12 protein-coding genes and 15 tRNA genes are annotated in these 18,071 nt (G+C 44.4%); 25 read left to right on the top strand and 2 right to left on the bottom strand.

The window, feature by feature from the left end:
• Window positions 1–73: 73 nt before the first annotated feature.
• From C400_RS0117600 to glmS, 22 genes are all read left to right on the top strand, one after another.
• Window positions 74–149: transfer RNA gene (locus tag C400_RS0117600), tRNA-Asn, on the top strand.
• Between the two features lie 3 nt (window positions 150–152).
• Window positions 153–244 (top strand) — tRNA-Ser (locus C400_RS0117595).
• Between the two features lie 19 nt (window positions 245–263).
• Window positions 264–335: transfer RNA gene (locus C400_RS0117590), tRNA-Glu, on the top strand.
• A gap of 9 nt (window positions 336–344) precedes the next feature.
• Window positions 345–420 (top strand) — tRNA-Val (locus tag C400_RS0117585).
• Window positions 421–449: 29 nt separating this feature from the next.
• Window positions 450–523, top strand: a tRNA-Met gene (locus C400_RS0117580).
• A gap of 25 nt (window positions 524–548) precedes the next feature.
• A tRNA-Asp gene (locus tag C400_RS0117575) sits at window positions 549–625 on the top strand.
• Between the two features lie 13 nt (window positions 626–638).
• Window positions 639–714: transfer RNA gene (locus C400_RS0117570), tRNA-Thr, on the top strand.
• Window positions 715–718: 4 nt separating this feature from the next.
• Window positions 719–804: transfer RNA gene (locus C400_RS0117565), tRNA-Tyr, on the top strand.
• A 102-nt stretch (window positions 805–906) separates the two neighbouring features.
• Window positions 907–981: transfer RNA gene (locus C400_RS0117560), tRNA-Gln, on the top strand.
• 4 nt (window positions 982–985) lie between these two features.
• Window positions 986–1,061: transfer RNA gene (locus C400_RS0117555), tRNA-Lys, on the top strand.
• 12 nt (window positions 1,062–1,073) lie between these two features.
• Window positions 1,074–1,154 (top strand) — tRNA-Leu (locus C400_RS0117550).
• Between the two features lie 10 nt (window positions 1,155–1,164).
• Window positions 1,165–1,239 (top strand) — tRNA-Gly (locus C400_RS0117545).
• Window positions 1,240–1,244: 5 nt separating this feature from the next.
• Window positions 1,245–1,321: transfer RNA gene (locus tag C400_RS0117540), tRNA-Arg, on the top strand.
• A 22-nt stretch (window positions 1,322–1,343) separates the two neighbouring features.
• A tRNA-Pro gene (locus C400_RS0117535) sits at window positions 1,344–1,417 on the top strand.
• Window positions 1,418–1,426: 9 nt separating this feature from the next.
• A tRNA-Gly gene (locus C400_RS0117530) sits at window positions 1,427–1,497 on the top strand.
• Between the two features lie 727 nt (window positions 1,498–2,224).
• On the top strand, window positions 2,225–5,017 hold the full coding sequence (ppc, locus tag C400_RS0117525; RefSeq protein ID WP_017427768.1) for a phosphoenolpyruvate carboxylase: 2,793 nt from the start codon (window positions 2,225–2,227) through the stop codon (window positions 5,015–5,017).
• 190 nt (window positions 5,018–5,207) lie between these two features.
• Window positions 5,208–5,774 carry an RNA polymerase sigma factor SigW gene (gene sigW / locus C400_RS0117520; protein WP_013373239.1) on the top strand — a complete coding sequence of 189 codons (567 nt, stop codon included), beginning with the start codon at window positions 5,208–5,210 and terminating at the stop codon, window positions 5,772–5,774.
• A gap of 150 nt (window positions 5,775–5,924) precedes the next feature.
• Window positions 5,925–6,548 (top strand): anti-sigma factor, encoded by a 624-nt coding sequence (locus tag C400_RS0117515; RefSeq protein WP_017427767.1) that lies wholly within the window; start codon window positions 5,925–5,927, stop codon window positions 6,546–6,548.
• Between the two features lie 221 nt (window positions 6,549–6,769).
• Window positions 6,770–7,603 carry a diadenylate cyclase CdaA gene (gene cdaA / locus C400_RS0117510; RefSeq protein ID WP_013373237.1) on the top strand — a complete coding sequence of 278 codons (834 nt, stop codon included), beginning with the start codon at window positions 6,770–6,772 and terminating at the stop codon, window positions 7,601–7,603.
• Window positions 7,600–9,069 (top strand): CdaR family protein, encoded by a 1,470-nt coding sequence (locus tag C400_RS0117505; protein ID WP_017427766.1) that lies wholly within the window; start codon window positions 7,600–7,602, stop codon window positions 9,067–9,069. Before cdaA ends, C400_RS0117505 begins: the two co-directional genes overlap by 4 nt.
• Window positions 9,070–9,128: 59 nt before the next feature.
• Window positions 9,129–10,469 carry a phosphoglucosamine mutase gene (glmM, locus tag C400_RS0117500; RefSeq protein WP_017427765.1) on the top strand — a complete coding sequence of 447 codons (1,341 nt, stop codon included), beginning with the start codon at window positions 9,129–9,131 and terminating at the stop codon, window positions 10,467–10,469.
• A 631-nt stretch (window positions 10,470–11,100) separates the two neighbouring features.
• Complete coding sequence (gene glmS, locus C400_RS0117495) at window positions 11,101–12,933, top strand: glutamine--fructose-6-phosphate transaminase (isomerizing) (protein ID WP_016818743.1); 1,833 nt, start codon at window positions 11,101–11,103, stop codon at window positions 12,931–12,933.
• Between the two features lie 617 nt (window positions 12,934–13,550).
• Here glmS and C400_RS0117490 read toward each other — a convergent pair.
• On the bottom strand, window positions 13,551–14,429 hold the full coding sequence (locus tag C400_RS0117490; protein WP_016818710.1) for a hypothetical protein: 879 nt from the start codon (window positions 14,427–14,429) through the stop codon (window positions 13,551–13,553).
• A gap of 121 nt (window positions 14,430–14,550) precedes the next feature.
• Here C400_RS0117490 and C400_RS0117485 point away from each other — a divergent pair, with 121 nt between their 5' ends.
• Window positions 14,551–15,492, top strand: coding sequence for a zinc-binding dehydrogenase (locus C400_RS0117485; RefSeq protein WP_017427764.1), 942 nt, complete (start codon window positions 14,551–14,553; stop codon window positions 15,490–15,492).
• Between the two features lie 521 nt (window positions 15,493–16,013).
• Here C400_RS0117485 and C400_RS26940 read toward each other — a convergent pair.
• Entirely contained in the window at window positions 16,014–16,181 is a 168-nt protein-coding gene (locus C400_RS26940; RefSeq protein WP_017427763.1) for a helix-turn-helix domain-containing protein, read from the bottom strand.
• Window positions 16,182–16,487: 306 nt separating this feature from the next.
• Between C400_RS26940 and C400_RS28030 the strand changes: the two genes are divergently transcribed.
• Together C400_RS28030 and C400_RS0117465 are read left to right on the top strand one after the other, a co-directional pair.
• Window positions 16,488–16,865: a TnsA endonuclease N-terminal domain-containing protein gene (locus C400_RS28030; protein WP_231124980.1), complete on the top strand. Its 378-nt coding sequence runs from the start codon at window positions 16,488–16,490 to the stop codon at window positions 16,863–16,865.
• Window positions 16,866–17,547: 682 nt separating this feature from the next.
• The gene (locus C400_RS0117465) at window positions 17,548–18,042 is read left to right on the top strand and encodes a hypothetical protein (protein WP_128574147.1); all 495 of its coding nucleotides are present in this window, start codon (window positions 17,548–17,550) and stop codon (window positions 18,040–18,042) included.
• The last annotated feature ends 29 nt before the right edge of the window (window positions 18,043–18,071 follow it).

Raw genomic sequence — 18,071 nt, 5'->3', positions numbered from 1 at the left:
TAGCTCAGCTGGGAGAGCGCCTGCCTTGCACGCAGGAGGTCAGGGGTTCGATCCCCCTTGGCTCCACCAATATTCCCTGATAGCTCAGTTGGTAGAGCACTCGACTGTTAATCGAGTTGTCACAGGTTCGAGTCCTGTTCGGGGAGCCATATGGAGAGGTGTCCGAGTTGGCCGAAGGAGCACGATTGGAAATCGTGTAGGCGCCAAAAGCGTCTCGAGGGTTCGAATCCCTCTCTCTCCGCCAGCTCTTATAATAGATATGTGGCCCGTTGGTCAAGGGGTTAAGACACCTCCCTTTCACGGAGGTAACAGGGGTTCGAATCCCCTACGGGTCATAGTAGTATGGAGGCTTAGCTCAGCTGGGAGAGCATCTGCCTTACAAGCAGAGGGTCGGGGGTTCGATCCCCTCAGCCTCCACCATTAATAGTATTAAGAAATATCTTTGATGTCGCGGGGTGGAGCAGTTCGGTAGCTCGTCGGGCTCATAACCCGAAGGTCGTAGGTTCAAATCCTGCCCCCGCAATTAACTTCCTGTTGGAAATGCCTCTGGAACTGTGGTGTAGAGGCCTAACATGCCTGCCTGTCACGCAGGAGATCGCGGGTTCGAATCCCGTCAGTTCCGCCATTTAATTTAATATGCCGGTGTAGCTCAACTGGTAGAGCAACTGACTTGTAATCAGTAGGTTGGGGGTTCAAGTCCTCTCGCCGGCACCATTTTGGAGGATTAGCGAAGTGGCCAAACGCATCAGACTGTAAATCTGCTCCCTTACGGGTTCGGTGGTTCGAATCCATCATCCTCCACCAGTTTTATTGCCATGGTGGTCGTGACGAATGGGTTAACGTACTGAATTGTGGCTATGGCATTTGTGGGTGCAAGTCCCATTAATCGCCCTGTTGATTACATAATGGGGATTAGCCAAGCGGTAAGGCAACGGACTTTGACTCCGTCATGCATAGGTTCAAATCCTATATCCCCAGCCATTAAGAGCCATTAGCTCAGTTGGTAGAGCACCTGACTTTTAATCAGGGTGTCGAAGGTTCGAGTCCTTCATGGCTCACCATTATCATTGTATGCGCGTGTGGCGGAATTGGCAGACGCACTAGACTTAGGATCTAGCGTCTTTGACGTGGGGGTTCAAGTCCCTCCACGCGCATCTTGTTTTTGCGGACGTGGCTCAGCGGTAGAGCATCGCCTTGCCAAGGCGAGGGTCGCGGGTTCGATTCCCGTCGTCCGCTCCATATTTGCGCCCTTAGCTCAGCTGGATAGAGCGTTTGACTACGAATCAAAAGGCCGGGAGTTCGAATCTCTCAGGGCGCGCCATATTTTTAAAAAAATATAATATCGGGATGTAGCTCAGCTTGGTAGAGCACCTGGTTTGGGACCAGGGGGTCGCATGTTCAAATCGTGTCATCCCGATACTGATTTGCGGGTGTAGTTCAATGGTAGAACTTCAGCCTTCCAAGCTGATAGCGTGGGTTCGATTCCCATCACCCGCTTACCGATTACCTAGAAGCCGAAAGGCTTCTTTTTATTTTGTCCACAATATATTAACTTCTATGTATATAGACCATTAAATGATGTCTCTTGTCATGCACGGTTGGGGATGACTTGTGCATATCCTACATAGGCATTTATCACCTAGACCCGAATTTCCCCTCTTACGGCCCCCTTTTTCCTGTAGTAAGGCTAAATTCGTGATCAAATCCATTGAAAATAGGAATCCTATAATTATTATGTTACGAAATTCATGGGGATAACTTTACACCTGCTCCTTTTGTTCTACACACTCTTCTTTATATATGTGGGTAACACGTAGGGATTAATGAGTAAACAGATTTAGAATACTGAGATTATGGCTTCTTTGTGTATATCTTTGTGGATAGAGCGCAATGAATTTCACTTTGTCAACAAATAATAAACATATACACATCATGACACAAGAATTTGTACCTTTGGAAACACGCTTTTTAAAAGAGACTGTGCATAATGTTTCGCGCATTTTTAGCGTCTAAAATCAGTTTTATTTATTAATTTCATTTTTATGTATAAGTGACCAATATATTCTCCAAAAAAGTATTTCAAAAGCATGATTTTTTCCTGTAAATTTTGCAGCTTTTCATACGTTTTTATTGTATGATGTTAAGAAAGTGTCAAATTTCGTGTGTATACGTACCTTTGCTACAACTGAATATGGTGTGGAACAGATCAGATGGGGGGAAAAGCATGACTGAGCTTACGTTAACCGCTAACAAAAACCAATCCAACAATCTGCTGCGGCGGGACGTTCGTTTTCTAGGAAATATTCTTGGTGAGGTTTTGGTTCATCAAGGTGGCAACGAACTTTTGGATATCGTGGAGAAAATACGTGAGGCAAGTAAATCGTTACGTGCCGGGTATCAGCCGGAGTTATACGAGAATTTTAAACAAATGGTCAGTGGACTGGATACGGATATTCGTCACCAGGTTATTCGCGCGTTTGCGATTTACTTTCAGTTGGTGAATATCGCTGAGCAAAACCATCGTATTCGTCGTAAGCGGGATTATGAGCATTCCGCTGGTGAAGAGGTTCAACCCGGTTCTATCGAAAGTTCCGTTCAGGAGCTTAAACAAGGAGGCTTCTCCGCTGAGGACGTTAGCAACATGCTGAATGAACTCTCCTTGGAGCTGGTCATGACTGCACATCCTACAGAAGCAACACGACGAGTAATTCTGGATATCCACAAACGTATTTCTGAAGACGTCATGCTGCTGGATAATCCGATGCTTACCTTGCGTGAGCGAGAACAGGTACGGGAAAATCTGCTTAATGAAGTAATTACACTGTGGCAGACGGATGAACTGCGTGATCGAAAGCCAACTGTATTAGATGAAGTAAGAAATGGAATGTATTATTTTCATGAGACCTTGTTTCATGTATTGCCAGATGTATACCAAGAATTGGAGCGATGTTTGGATAAATATTATCCTGAGCAAAAATGGCACATTCCAACTTATTTGAGATTTGGTTCTTGGATCGGTGGAGACCGGGACGGGAATCCATCTGTTACAGCTCATGTGACTTGGGAAACGTTGTGTATGCAACGCAAGCTGGCTTTGAGAGAGTATCAGCACACGCTGAAGGAACTCATGGGTTACTTGAGCTTTAGTACCAGCATTGTGCGAGTTTCTGATGATTTGTTGGCTTCTATTGAAGAAGATCGCGCCCACATCACACTTAAAAAAATGGAAGTATGGCATAACGAAAAAGAGCCTTATCGCATCAAACTAGCATATATGATTGCTAAGGTGAATAACGTTTTGGATGAGAGCAAACAGGGTACTAAGGAACGCTATAGCTCCGCAGAAGAGCTTATTGCAGATCTGAATGTGATTGCCAGCAGCCTGCGTCATCATTTTGCTGATTATGTGGCAGACACGTATATTCAAAAGATGATTCGTCAGGTAGAGCTATTCGGCTTTCATACAGCTACGCTGGATGTACGTCAGCACAGTCAGGAGCATGAAAATGCGATGACTGAAATTCTTTCTAAAATGAATATTGTGTCAGATTACAGTAAGCTGTCAGAGGAAGAAAAAATAGATCTGCTGGAACAGCTGCTAAATGAACCCCGTCCGATTACTTCGCCATATTTGAAATATAGCGATAGCACACAGGAATGTCTTGATGTATATCGTACGATTTATTTGGCACAGGAGGAATTTGGCAAACAATCCATTACAAGCTACTTGATCAGTATGACTCAGGGTGCCAGTGATTTGCTTGAGGTTATGGTATTAGCCAAAGAGGTAGGCCTGTTCCGCATTGAGAAGGATGGCACTGTCATTAGTACGCTGCAATCCGTTCCTTTGTTTGAAACGATAGATGATTTGCATGCTGCACCTGATATTATGAGAAGATTGATGAACCTGCCTGTATATCGACAATCTGTAGCCGCGATGGATGAACTTCAGGAGATCATGCTTGGCTACTCGGATAGTAATAAGGATGGCGGTGTGGTTACAGCGAACTGGGAACTTCGGGTCGCTATGAATAGCATTACGGAAGTAGTGAACGAGTATGGCGCAAAAGTGAAGTTTTTCCACGGACGTGGAGGAGCGCTGGGGCGCGGAGGAATGCCACTTAACCGCAGTATTCTAGCTCAGCCTCCTCATACCATTGGTGGAGGAATTAAGATTACGGAGCAAGGCGAAGTGCTATCATCCCGCTACTCGCTCAAGGGGATTGCATATCGGAGCTTGGAGCAGGCGACATCAGCGTTAATTACGGCTGCTGCGTATCATCGCTCAGGAAAGAAAGAAGTGTTCGAGGAAAGCTGGGAGGAGATTATTGCCCATATTTCCGAAGTATCACTGGAGAAGTATCAGGATTTGATTTTCCGAGATCCAGATTTCTTCACTTTCTTTAAAGAATCTACACCGTTGCCTGAGGTAGGCGAGCTGAATATTGGCTCTCGTCCGTCCAAGCGTAAGAACAGTGAACGTTTTGAGGATTTGCGCGCTATTCCATGGGTCTTTGCGTGGACACAAAGTCGTTACTTGCTACCTGCTTGGTATGCGGCAGGAACAGGTTTGCAAAGCTACTATCAAAACAATGAAGATAACCTTAAAGTGCTGCAAACGATGTTTAGAGACTCTGCCTTCTTCCGGTCGCTTATTGATACACTCCAAATGGCAATCGCTAAAGCGGATTTGCTGATTGCAGAGGAGTATGCTGGGATGTCGGATAACGAAGAAGCACGGCAACGTATATTCGGGCAGATTTCTGCAGAGTTCAAGCTGACATCTGAATTGATTTTGAAAATAACCGGACAATCTGAGATTTTGGACGATGTACCTGTTATTCAGGAATCTATCCGGTTGCGTAATCCTTATGTCGATCCGTTAAGTTATTTGCAGGTTCAATTGCTGAGTGAGCTACGCGAGCTGCGTAATCAGAACGGTGATGACGCTGAAATGCTGCGTGAGGTACTATTGACGATTAACGGAATTGCCGCAGGCTTGAGAAACACAGGCTGATATAGTTTGGCCGTATGATACAGGCAATCGGGTACTCATGGAGTGCCCGATTGTGCTGTGTTTATAGTAATGAAGTGCGAGTTTGTTACTTGTGTCCACACTTCAGTTGATTTCTGGATAAAATTAAACTACGATGAATAATCATAAACATATAATAAGTAACCCATCAGCAAGTCTGGGGGAGTATAGAGTGGATAATATGGAAAGCCGCTTGGTTAGGCTGGTGCAGAAAGGTGATCAGCGAGCTTTTGCGGAGTTAGTCGAGTTATATAAAGATCGGATTTTTCATCTTTCCTACCGGATGCTAGGTAATCGTCATGAGGCGGAGGATTTGGTGCAGGAAACTTTTTTGCGTGTGTATCGTAACCTGGAAAAGTATGACCATGGACAGAAGTTCTCAACCTGGATTTATCGGATTGCTACAAATCTGTGCATTGATCGTCTACGAAGGAGAAAACCTACATACTCACTTGATGCTGAAATGAATGATCAAGAAGGTGTTGATGGGTACGCCATGCTTGCTAGTGAAGAGCTTACCCCTGAAGGGAGTACGCTGTTGTCGGAAACGCAAGCTTTAATTCATGACGCCATTGACAGCCTTCCGGATAAATACAAGACGATTATGGTTCTACGATATTTGCAGGAGCTTTCCTTACAGGAAATTAGCGATGTGCTCAATCTCCCAGTTACCACAATTAAGACAAGAGTACACAGGGGACGGGATTTTCTACGCAAAAAACTGGAGCACAAGCTATAAATGCTGTGCATACATTCTAGGAAAAGAGCCTGCGTAGATGTTTTTATGAAACATAATGTTCGTTGTAACGTATGTAAGATGAGCAAAGTTTCTAAGCCGGAGCATGTTATGTTGAGAAACACGGAAGAATATTAGAAAGGATTGGCTCATATGGATTGCAAACAAGCCGTCTCTTTTATGCATGACTATCTAGATGGCGACCTGTCTGAGCAGGACAAACATGAGTTGGAACAACACTTGTTAGTCTGCCCGGAATGCCGCATGCGTTTTAAAGAGCTGGAGCGGACGGATGCGATGCTTTACGGTACACGCTATCATCAAGTGCCGTGTGTATCGGATGAGCTGACATTTCGCATTATGAATGCTTTGCCGCCGCATAAACGACAGCCTGCGGTGCCTATGCTAGCTTGGGTGAAGAGGCATCCCGCTGTAACAGCCGCCGCCTTCTTCCTTATTGTGATATGCTCAAGTATGGCCAGCTTTTCTAGCACGGACCATCAATTAGTAGTCAAAGGAAGCAATCTAGATCAAGTTGTTATTCAGGGCGATACTGTAATTGTACCTGAAGGGAAATCCATTGCCGGAGATTTAACAGTACAGAATGGTGAGGCACGTGTATACGGTGATGTAGAAGGAAATCTTACTGTGATTGACGGCTCGTACTATCAAGCTTCAACCGCCCATATTGCAGGACAGGTTAAAAGTATCGATCAAACCTTGGACTGGATTTGGTACAAGGTTACCGATTTGTTCGGGGGACCGTCTTCTCCATAAAAGAAGCTTGAAATGGCAAGAACGATATCGAGCGCCTTTTTCCGCTGGAAAAGGCGTTTTTTTGTATCTAGGTCTGGCGAATTGTACTGTATTTTACTGATTTTGGCGATTCTTTTGTCGCACAGCTTGCAACGCGAGCCTGATCGTTATAACCTAGATAGAGAGAGCATACTGTGTACATATTACACCCACTCACTACAGAAAATTGCGGGGGCATGCGCATGTTGGATTATTTTGCGGACCTGACTTGGAAAGAGTCCATTAAAGATATTATCGACATTTTAATCGTAACCTATATTATGTATCAGCTTATTTTACTTGTTCGCGGAACGCGAGCAGTTCAATTGTTAAAAGGGATTCTGTTCCTGGTCGTTATTTGGGCGGTTAGTACCTGGTTTGATTTGTACACGCTCAAGTGGTTGATGAATCAGATGTTCACCTTTGGTGTAGTGGCTATTTTTATTATTTTTCAGCCTGAGTTACGTCGTGCTCTAGAGCAGTTGGGGCGTGGTAAACTATTTGGGCGTTCGTCAGTAGATGATGAAGAGATCAATAAGTTAATTGGAGAAATGATTAAGGCGCTGAATTATTTATCACGTAGAAAAATAGGAGCATTGGTCGTATTCGAGCGCGAGACAGGACTGAACGAATATACGGAGTCTGGTATCAAGACACAGGCCGTAGTTAGTTCTGAACTGCTAATTAACATCTTTATTCCCAATACGCCTTTGCATGATGGTGCGGTGATTATACAAAATAAACAGATTGCCTCTGCGGCCTGCTATTTGCCATTATCGGAAAATCCCTTCATTAGCAAGGAGTTGGGAACCCGTCATCGGGCTGCAATTGGGGTGAGTGAGGTAACGGATGCCGTAACTGTCGTGGTATCGGAGGAAACAGGGCAAATTTCGTTGGCCATCAATGGTCAGGTCGTGCGTGACATTAAGGAAGAATCCCTAATCTCCAAGCTGTATGAGGAGTTGCGGCCAACACCGTCTTTGAAGGAAAAACGCGGCTCATTCTGGAATCGGAGGGGAGGCCGTGGAAATTCATGATGGACAAATGGATTAACAATAATACGATTTCCAAGATATTGGCGCTTGCGGTTGCTATAATGCTGTGGGGAATGGTTCATCTGGATACAGGTACTCCTTCGTCTACATTGACCGTTTCCTACAATAATAAAATAATTGATAATGTGGCCATTCAGGCCAGTGGTCTGGATGATTCAAAATATGTGCTGTCTACGATGGACACTGATCATGTAAAGATGGAGGTCAGAGGACAGCGCTCTGTCCTGACTACTTTTTTCGCGGATAATTATCAGGCAAAATTAAACTTAAGCGGCTTAGGAGCAGGCACTAAAACATTGTCACTTGAACCGGATTTACCGGATGGGGTGGAATTGGTATCCATGACTCCTAACCGTGTTACAGTAACAATTGAGGAAAAACAAACGAAATCATTTAATGTATCTATAGTACCTAAGGGTAGTCCAGATGCGGGGCTACAGCTCGGTAAGCCTGTGATTGCTCCTCAAACAGTAAAGGTTACTTTACCCAAAAGCCAGCTGAATACCGTTACTGCGGTGCAAGGGGCTGTTAACACGGATGGCATCTCAGAAAAGTTTGAACAGAAACGGGTAAAGCTGAAGGCCTATAACAAAAAGGGGCAGGAACTCACAGGTGCGGTCATTGAGCCATCCACTGTGTCAGTTGAAATCCCGGTCACTCAGCAGGCGAAGTCTGTGCCTGTCAAGATAGTCTATTCCGGAGAGCTACCAGACGGATTGGCGCTTTCTAAAGTAAACGCAAACGTGAAGGAAGCGGCGGTATATGCATCACAGGGTGTATTAAGCAGCCTGAGCTCTTATGTCACGGTTACACTCGATCTGAGTCAATTTACGGAAGCGGGGACCCGTACAGTTCAAGCTAATTTGGCAGCTCCCTCAGGTTCTGATAAAATCGAGCCAGGGTTAATACAAATTCAGGTGACCGTCGTTCCTTCCAATGAAGTTACAGATACGGAACGGACGCTGTCAGGCATCCCAATCGTTTTACAAGGTGCAGGAGATGGAGCTAACGCGACTATTATAGCACCCGCAGGCAAGACGATGGATGTTACTGTGAAGGGCCCGCAGGATTTGGTAAACAATTTAACCAATGATGACGTTAGTTTGGTGGCAAATGTAAGTGGCCTCGCGGCTGGTCAACACGAGGTTACCCTAAAAGTAGGCTTGCCTAAATACATTACGCAAGCCGGGAATGCCGGCCAACTAAAGGCAACGGTAAACATTGAGAGCCCTTCTACGCCTGCTGTAACGAATCCGAATAGTGAGAATGAATCAAACCCCTCTGGTAGTGGTGATAAGGGGCAGGAGAGGCCACAGGAGGGGCAAGGCAATCAAGGTGGCAACTCTGACGCAAATACCGGGGACAACGCAGCTGCGGAGGATAAAACAAGTCCTCATAACGGCGCAGAATCTTCTGCGAATGGAACCTCGGAGAACGGTCAGCCATAACATGTTTTATCTGTAGTAAATGATCAAGATTATTAGACAAAAAAAGGGAGTCATTTTACATGGGGAAATATTTTGGTACAGATGGTGTACGAGGCGTTGCTAATCAGGAACTAACAGCCGAACTGGCATATAGCATTGGCCGCTGCGGCGGATATGTTTTAGCAGGTAATGTAGAGAAACCGACAGTTGTTATTGGTATGGATACACGGATATCTGGACTGATGTTGGAATCGGCACTGGTAGCCGGCTTGTTGTCTATTGGGGCTAATGTGGTTCGCCTAGGTATTGTTTCGACGCCTGGGGTGGCATATCTCACACGGCAATTGAAAGCGGACGCTGGTGTCATGATCTCAGCATCTCACAATCCTGTTGAGGACAACGGGATTAAGTTTTTTGGCGGCGATGGGTTTAAATTAACCGATGAAACGGAATTGAAAATTGAAGAGCTCATGGATGCGAAAGAAGACCAATTGCCTCGTCCGATTGGCAGCGGATTGGGCACGGTTGTTGTAGACGAGCATTCCCGCTACGATTATCTGGAGTTTTTGAAAACAACAATCAGTCATTCTTTTGAAGGCCTAAAAATAGTATTGGACTGTGCAAACGGAGCAGCTTATGAGCTGGCGCCGAAGCTTTTTGCGGATTTGGGAGCTGAAGTGCATACGATCGGCGCGGAGCCAAACGGATTGAATATCAATGATCATTGCGGCTCGACTCATCCTGAAAAGCTGAAAGAGGAAGTGCGCCGCTTGAAAGCGGACATTGGTCTTGCCTTTGACGGCGATGCCGATCGCCTAATCGCAATTGATGAGAACGGGGAAGAGGTTGATGGAGACTACATTCTCTGTATTTGCGGAGATGCAATGAACCGGGCTGGAAAACTCAAGGACAGCACTATTGTATCGACAGTAATGAGTAATATCGGTTTTTATAAAGCTACTGAAAAGCTAGCTCTCAAGACTGCAAAAACTGCGGTCGGAGACCGTTATGTGATGGAAGAAATGCGTCGGGGTGGATTTAATCTGGGCGGTGAGCAGTCTGGTCATGTTATTTTCCTTGATCACAATACGACAGGCGATGGCATGCTGACGGGGATTCAACTGGTAGATACCCTGAAAGCTTCTGGCAAGAAGATGAGCGAACTAAAATCGCTTATGAAACAATATCCACAAGTTCTTGTAAATGTACGTGTGCAGGACAAACGTAATTACGAGGGGAACCCTGCGATTGCAGAAGCGATTGAACAGGTGGAACAACAATTGGGCGATAATGGGCGTGTATTGGTCCGTGCTTCAGGTACAGAGTCACTTATTCGTGTGATGGCCGAAGGCCCGGATAAGGATGAGCTGGAGCAATTTGTCGGACAGATCGTAGATGTCGTGAAAAAAGAATTAGTTTAAAATTTTGTAAACGTGGGTTGCCTGTTAAACACAAGCAGGCAACCGCGTTTGCGGTTATTCACTAATGCTTTAATGCCTTTAGGGTGTAATTATGAATAAAGTGTCATTGCCAAATGATGCTCTGCTGAATATAATATAGGGATGCTGTGACTCAGATAGAGAAAGCGAGGGTTGTGAGGTAACGTATTACAAGCGCCAGAGCTTGATTTTGTGCGGGGGAACTTGGTGGAGAAGCAATAGATTCCGTTGAGATGATGTTGCTCGCAATCGGTTCACGACAAAGCAAGCTGACGAGGTGAAGGTGTTCGAAACATTCGGCGGGGACCTTCCGGTGAAGCATCAACCCGTAAACCGGCAGCGGAAAATGAATAGGCAACTGTTTACACAACGCACCGGTAGATGCCCTAATTATTTTATAACCTAAATTATAAGATTCATTTCATGAATGTGCGGCCATCATCATTGGCGTGCGCGGTTTGGGAATTTCGTTACATTCGTGAAGAGATGCCTGTAAATTCTATAGTTATCATTGACAACTTCATAGATGAATGAACTTTATTCCACAATCTACCGCACACGTTAGTCCTGTGATGAGTCGTTTTGTGAAATGATGATCGGGAGGATAACGAATATGTGTGGCATTGTAGGATATATTGGTAATCAGAATACGCAAGAGGTATTGATTGACGGACTGAAGAAGCTGGAGTACCGCGGGTATGACTCTGCGGGTATTGCCGTGTTTACAGATTCAGGACTGCAAGTAGCCAAGGCAAAAGGTCGTCTGGCGAACCTGGAAGCTAAACTGGATGGTACACCGTTGGTAGGTCATGCAGGCATCGGACATACACGTTGGGCAACGCACGGTAAGCCTTCTGATGAAAACTCCCATCCGCATTTGGATGAGAGCCAAAAGTTCTCTGTAGTTCACAACGGAATTATTGAGAACTATCTGGAACTGAAGGAACAGCTGATCAGCGAAGGTCATACCTTTATTTCCGAAACGGATACAGAAATCATTTCCCATCTGGTTGCGCGTGAGTATGAAGGAGATATTGTTAAAGCAGTACAAAAAGCAATTACCTTTATGCGTGGTGCTTTTGCACTGGGAGTGCTGACCGAGCACGAGCCTAATAAGCTGGTAGCTGTTCGTCAAGCCAGTCCGTTGGTTATTGGTGTGGGAGAAGGCGAGAACTTTATCGGTTCCGACATTCCGGCTATTCTGAAATATACACGCAATGTATTTATTTTGAACGATGGCGAAATGGCTGTTCTGACTAGTGATGCTGTCGAATTAATGACAATCGAAGGCCAATTTATTTCTCGGGAAATGATTCATGTCGAATGGGATGCTGTTACAGCGGAAAAAGGCGGCTATGAGCATTTCATGTTGAAAGAAATTCACGAACAGCCTAAGGCTTACCGTGACACGATGTTGGGTCGTATCGATAAAGATACTAAAAAAGTTGTTCTTCCAGAGCTGAAGCTGACAGAAGAACAAATTAAAAATATCCGCAACATTCAAATTGTAGCGTGTGGTACAGCTTACAATGCTGGTTTGATTGGCCGTACGGTTATTGAAAGTATGGCTCGTATTCCGGTAGAAAACGATGTAGCTTCCGAGTACCGCTACCGTTCTCCTATCGTAACACCAGAGACATTGGTGATCGTGGTGAGTCAATCCGGTGAAACTGCTGATACATTGGCAGCACTGCGTGAAGCACAAGCAAACGGGGCTCATGTACTGGCGATTACAAATGTAGTCGGCAGCTCTATCGCCCGTGATGCAGATGATGTGTTGGTTACACTGGCAGGACCGGAAATTGCCGTAGCCTCCACCAAAGCGTATTCATCCCAGTTGATTGCGTTTTATCTGTTGGGTCTGTATCTGGCTCAAGTACGTGGCACACAAACGGATGAGCAAGTAGCTCATGTGCTGGCTGCTATGGAATCACTGCCAGAGCAAGTAGAAGAGATGTTGGGTAAAGCAGATGCGATCAAAGCCTATGCTGAGCAAATTGCTAGCAACAAGCACTTATTCTTTATTGGTCGTGGTCAAGACTATGCTGTAGTACAGGAAGGTTCCCTGAAACTTAAGGAAATCTCCTACATTCATTCCGAGGCATATGCTGCGGGTGAACTGAAGCATGGTACACTGGCATTGATCGAAGAAGGAATTCCAGTTATCGCTTTGGTAACACAGGAATCCGTGTTGGAAAAAACCGTGAGCAACATTAAGGAAGTCAAAGCTCGTGGCGGTGACGTGCTTGCAATCACGTATGAAGAGCATGCTGTTGAGCTGTTGAAATCCGTAGATCAAGTATTTGCAATTCCAAAAACACTTCCGATTCTGTCGGCTGCCATTTCAGTTATAGCTCTCCAACTGTTGGCTTACTACGCATCGCTTGCACTAGGTCATGATGTTGATAAACCACGTAACCTGGCGAAAAGTGTTACTGTAGAATAAGCTCTAGTAAAATTCTAAATTCATTTGTCTACGGACAATAAAGTTGTGTACTAAATATTAACGAAAAATATCAATAATATGTATTCTAAGTGATTTTTTGAAAAAAGCCCGATGAGCAAGTATCATCGGGTTTTTTATTAAATTCAAAAAAAGCGACTGTCTACAGACAATAAAGTTATGTACTAAACAATAAAGTTGTGTGCTAAATATTAAGGAAACATAATAAAAGAATCACTTTTAGTAAAATCAAAAGCCTGATGAACAAGTGTCATCAGGCTTTGTTAAAATCAGGTCGGCAGCTTTGGTTTAAATAGAAATCGATATTATGGTAAAGAAATATTAGAAAAGTTAATGACAGGTGTTCGGTGAAAATAAAGTATTAGACTAGAGTTGTTGATTTAGCGAGGTTTTTGAACTGAAGAATCGTCAGCTTTTGAAAAATGAGTTTTAGACTGAACAATTAATATAAAGCAGCGGCAGACCAAGACTTGATAAATAAAGCCTTAGACTGCCGCTGTTGTCATTCAACTAACGTTCCCCAATAGTTTAATAAACCACCTATTCTGAATTATCAGCTACCAATAACTTTTCGATTCCATCTTCTTGTAAGTATCGGATTAGACAAATGTACAATCAGCTGGACATCCCAGGTTCTCGAAAACTGTGCGCGCGGCAGAATCTACCGGTAGGAAAACCTCAATTTGCGGATATAAGCGGCCGCCTGCGGAAATCGAAACCTGTCTGTAGCGTACGGGAATAAGGTCTCCGGAGCTTTCTATTCTGGCTAGAATTGTTTGTATTTGATCAACATTTCCCCCTACATCCGGCACACTCAGATATTCGCACGCGTTATATTTCTGAACTCTATCCAGCAATTTTTGATACCACGCATCATAACGCGAGAGCATGTGCTCACTCTTAAAGGCTTGTATTCCGTTTATGATGTGCTCCTCCCACTGCTTAAACGACGCCTTGTCAAACGTGGAGCGGGACCGGATAGGAAAACCAGAATTAAAATGTAAATCGACCCTATTCATTAAACCGTCATATGAACGGTCGAGAGGGATTTCGAACAATTGATGAAACGGCTCATTTAATCCCTTGATGTCCTGAGTATGTGTTACGACCATGGCGGGAAAAGGGATACTCCTCATCGTTTGCTGAGCCCATTCTAATGCACGCTCCAACGACCGTCCATACAATTCGGTCTGAATTGGAAGAAAGCCGGCTGCCAAAAGCAAATCGTTACGCTCGTCGGATGTACACTCAAGATATTCTGCAATATTTATTATCGTCTGGCGGGTCGGTATGCGGCGGGTACGTCCAACCAGCAGATTTTTATACGAAGGAAAAGCCTCGTCGTTCAGCTCTTGTTGAGTAAATCGTTTCAAGGAGGGTTGAGGTCGATCGACAAGCTTTTGCTGGCGTTTTATCCGCAGGGCTTCAATTTCTCCCATTACGATTCTATGTCTGGAATTCTCCGTATCTATATCCATCTTCTCTTCCCTTCTCTTATGAAGTGTAGTTCTGCACTTGGGCCGAACCTTTATTTAAAGTATACTCCTCATTGAAATGAAGGTCATCTAATGACCATAACCAACATGGAGGAAAACCGATATGATTCGTACTATTGTTGTTGATCCGCATGCCCCGTCTCATTTGGCCTTCAAGGAAGTTGACGCCCCGCAGCCTAAGCCATGGGAAGCGCTTATGCAAGTGAAGGCCATCTCACTCAACCGCGGTGAAGTGAGTGACGCTAAAAATCAGGAAATATCTAGCCGTCCTGGCTGGGATTTCGCCGGGATTGTCATCGAGCCGGCAGAGAACGGCGCAGGACCGCAAAAAGGGGCTAGGGTTGTTGGTTTGCTCCCGATGGGAGCCTGGAGCGAGCAGGTGGCTGCTCCCGTATCGTTGTTGGCCGAAATCCCAGACAAACTCACTTTTACGGAGGCGGCTACCCTCCCCGTAGCAGGGCTCACGGCTCTTTATGCACTTCGAAAAGGCGGCATGCTGCTTGGCAAACGGATTTTCATTACAGGCTCTAGCGGCGGAGTTGGGCTATTCGCCCATCAGCTTGCAGTCCAATCCGGCGCATACGTTGTAGGTACGGCAAGCACGGAAGAGAAGGCTGAGCTTGTTCGGGAGGTCGGATCCGACGAAGTGATCATTGGATATTCCGCAATTTCATCAGCCAGCAAATTTGGGCCGTACGATCTGATCATCGATTCAGTAGGCGGCAATGCACTGGCGGCGTTGCTGCCGCAGCTAGCGCCCCAAGGGATTTGCATTGCGGTAGGATTTTCCTCTTCAAATACCGCATTGATCGATATGAAGAATATGGTGACCAGCGGAGGAAGAACCTTGTACAGCTTCTTTTTAGGTGAGGAACTCACTCGTCAATCAGCCGCGGACGATCTGAGTTTGCTGGCCCGGCTGGTCACAGATGAGCGGTTAATCCCACGTATCCAAGTGGAGGCGCCTTGGACCGAAATTGACACCGTTGCCCGTAATCTTATGGAACGGAAATTCTCGGGCAAAGCCGTGCTTCACTTAGATTGATTATATAAGTTTGCAACTATAATATCAGGAATCTAAAAACGAATCTGAAAAAGAAACGGCAGTAGTACACCCTTACTCGTTTGAGTGGGAGTACCGCTGCCTTTCAATGAACCCGGCTATTTGACCTTTATATTTCATATAGTAATCCATCCAGCTTTAATAGCAACACAGTTATTCCTCTACCCTCAGTGGCACCGCTTTAAGAATGTTCATTTTCTCTCACTATTCTGCCAGTTGGCTTAATGAAGTGCTCACCAGTCTAATACTTTATTTTCTTCGGACAACAGGACAACATATTTATAAGGAATTAACGTTCATATTTTTAGAATTTTAATAAAAAATATAAATCACATATATTGGATTTTTGTACACAACTTTATTGTCCGAAGAGAAATGCTAAAAGATCAAAGGATTTTATGATTTTCTCGTTATTAAGGTCCGAATGAATTGTATCAATTGAGTCCACACAGTAGGGGAACGTCATTTGATTAGCAATACAAAGTAAATAATCGATTGTAACATCAAAAACCTTTGCTAAAGATTATTAAATGATTAATTTCAGGCCGTGCTACATTTCGCTCCCAATTAGAAACAACCTGTTTAGTTACCCCGATTTTATTAGCAAGTTCCTCTTGTGTCCATTTATGGAGTAGTCTTAAATTTCTACATTGGTGTTCCAAAGTATTCATGAGTTCACCTCTATTGAGAATATCAAATAGGTTTTAACCCGACCCATATGCTTACTAATTATGCCTACTTAATAGCCCATATTATAGCTTATTCATACCCTACGAGTAGCCTATGAATAGGATGCAAAGTAAAATATAGCTAAAAAATATTACTTTGCTATTGTATAAAGCTGTGAGTTGTTATATTCTACATTTGTCTTTTGAAGTAAACCTAAAATATATCTTAGGAGTAGATCTATAGCATCTATTCAACGGAAAATAAAAGAAGGAAGAGGCCAAGGCCACTTTTCGGAATATAAACCTTGGTTGACTGTACGTGATGTATCTTCAATAGGGATAGTTACTCGAATTCTTGGTTGGGAAAGTGGTCGACTTCACCATTATCTGTCTAAACACTTTGAATTGACACATCATTACCAAATGGAGTGGTCAGAGCAAGTGATTGATATTCGCGAACAATTTCCTTTATTACCCCTAGATAAAACCCTCTATATTGCACAAAAGTTAGGCATTAAACATCCAACTGGCCCCAAGAATAAGCTTCCCATCATTATGACTACAGATATGTTACTTACAATAAAACAAGAAGAAAGTATAAAATTTATTGCATATTTTTTGCGAAAGTTACAAGAGAACAAGATGAATTATTTGGTTTACCAAGTGGGTACTGCATGCAAATCGTGAAATATTTAATAGCGAAGCGCTATTGGGTAGTGGATATGACTCATCTAATACAGCCTACTCTACAATCCATGATTATTTTAGAAAATAGATTCCCATCGGGAGGTATCTCTTTTATCTGACGGAAGATACCTTGCGGGACTTTTTCGCGGATTTTCCAGCAGAATATCCAACTGACATCCAGTCACGTTTCCAGCCAGGCTTCCAGAAATTCGTCAGGTAATCATGTTAAGTTATCGCAAAGCGCAAGGATTTGGAGCACCGGCAGAGAATGTATAAAGGGAAGATCTTCCAAATTGGCCGGCACCCCGTCTGAATGTCGACACGTGTCGCATTCCTCGATTGATGGCAAACCATTCCCAGCGGTTCTTCTCCATTGCTCTTTTTAGGCAAAATATTAACATCTTATGTTGGACAGACCAAATTTAACTGAAGTTTTACTATACATTCTTGGAAATTTTGATATAATTCTACATAGGTCAACTTTCCAATTATGATAGAAAATAGAATTTGATGGTTTTTATACCTATCCAAGCTGTGCGCGAGAGACCAGTCCACTGGCTACCCAGCAAGCCGGCATGCGGGGACCGACAATTGTGGAAAATGACAGCCGAGAATATGTTGTTCCATGACGTCGGAAGGTTCAGAAAGGACAAATCCAACCTTATCCCAATTCCGATGGAGGATGAAGCGCGTGATCATTTTTGAAAAGCTAGAATTCTCTGCCAATCCAAGGGCTGTCCCGTTCATGCCATACGGTGCATTCTTTGAGCCTCATGCAGCACCATCGTCACATCTAATCGTCAGGAAAAGCTCACTACCCCGCAGCCGATCTTTACTTATCCACACCAGGCGGGGGAATACACAAATCGTACATAGAGTGTATCAATATCCCTTAAACATAGGCTTCGACAAAGGCAACTCCGGTGCCGAATCCGGAGGTACGGCCGACTTCCTGCTGGCCAGCCGGAACCCTACAGCAAGCCTTACATCGATGGGAGGAACATCCATTGTCCAACCCCCAAATCCAATTCCGAACCCCATTGTTAAACCAAAGACCGTCTTCGGGCGGCTCGTCCGCAGCAAGCATAATGAAGCAGAGGAGCCGGAAGCAGCGCTTCTCTTGCGTAGAACGATGCTCTTTGTTGTCTTTCACGCATGGGAGCCGAGCAGCTGCTAGACAGAGGATTGCCGCATGCGATCAACCGA

Origin of the sequence: Paenibacillus sp. ICGEB2008 (assembly GCF_000307675.1) — a bacterium.
Taxonomy (GTDB): domain Bacteria; phylum Bacillota; class Bacilli; order Paenibacillales; family Paenibacillaceae; genus Paenibacillus; species Paenibacillus polymyxa.
Note: the sequence above shows the minus strand (reverse complement) of the source record. Positions and strands in the feature narration are given on the sequence as shown.

Coding starts and splice junctions, on each gene's coding strand:
- ppc (WP_017427768.1), top strand. CDS start 2,225: ATGACTGAGCTTACGTTAACCGCTAACAAAAACCAATCCAACAATCTG.
- C400_RS0117465 (WP_128574147.1), top strand. CDS start 17,548: ATGAAGCGCGTGATCATTTTTGAAAAGCTAGAATTCTCTGCCAATCCA.
- C400_RS0117490 (WP_016818710.1), bottom strand. CDS start 14,429: ATGGATATAGATACGGAGAATTCCAGACATAGAATCGTAATGGGAGAA.
- glmM (WP_017427765.1), top strand. CDS start 9,129: ATGGGGAAATATTTTGGTACAGATGGTGTACGAGGCGTTGCTAATCAG.
- C400_RS0117515 (WP_017427767.1), top strand. CDS start 5,925: ATGGATTGCAAACAAGCCGTCTCTTTTATGCATGACTATCTAGATGGC.
- cdaA (WP_013373237.1), top strand. CDS start 6,770: ATGTTGGATTATTTTGCGGACCTGACTTGGAAAGAGTCCATTAAAGAT.
- C400_RS26940 (WP_017427763.1), bottom strand. CDS start 16,181: ATGAATACTTTGGAACACCAATGTAGAAATTTAAGACTACTCCATAAA.
- C400_RS0117485 (WP_017427764.1), top strand. CDS start 14,551: ATGATTCGTACTATTGTTGTTGATCCGCATGCCCCGTCTCATTTGGCC.
- glmS (WP_016818743.1), top strand. CDS start 11,101: ATGTGTGGCATTGTAGGATATATTGGTAATCAGAATACGCAAGAGGTA.
- C400_RS0117505 (WP_017427766.1), top strand. CDS start 7,600: ATGATGGACAAATGGATTAACAATAATACGATTTCCAAGATATTGGCG.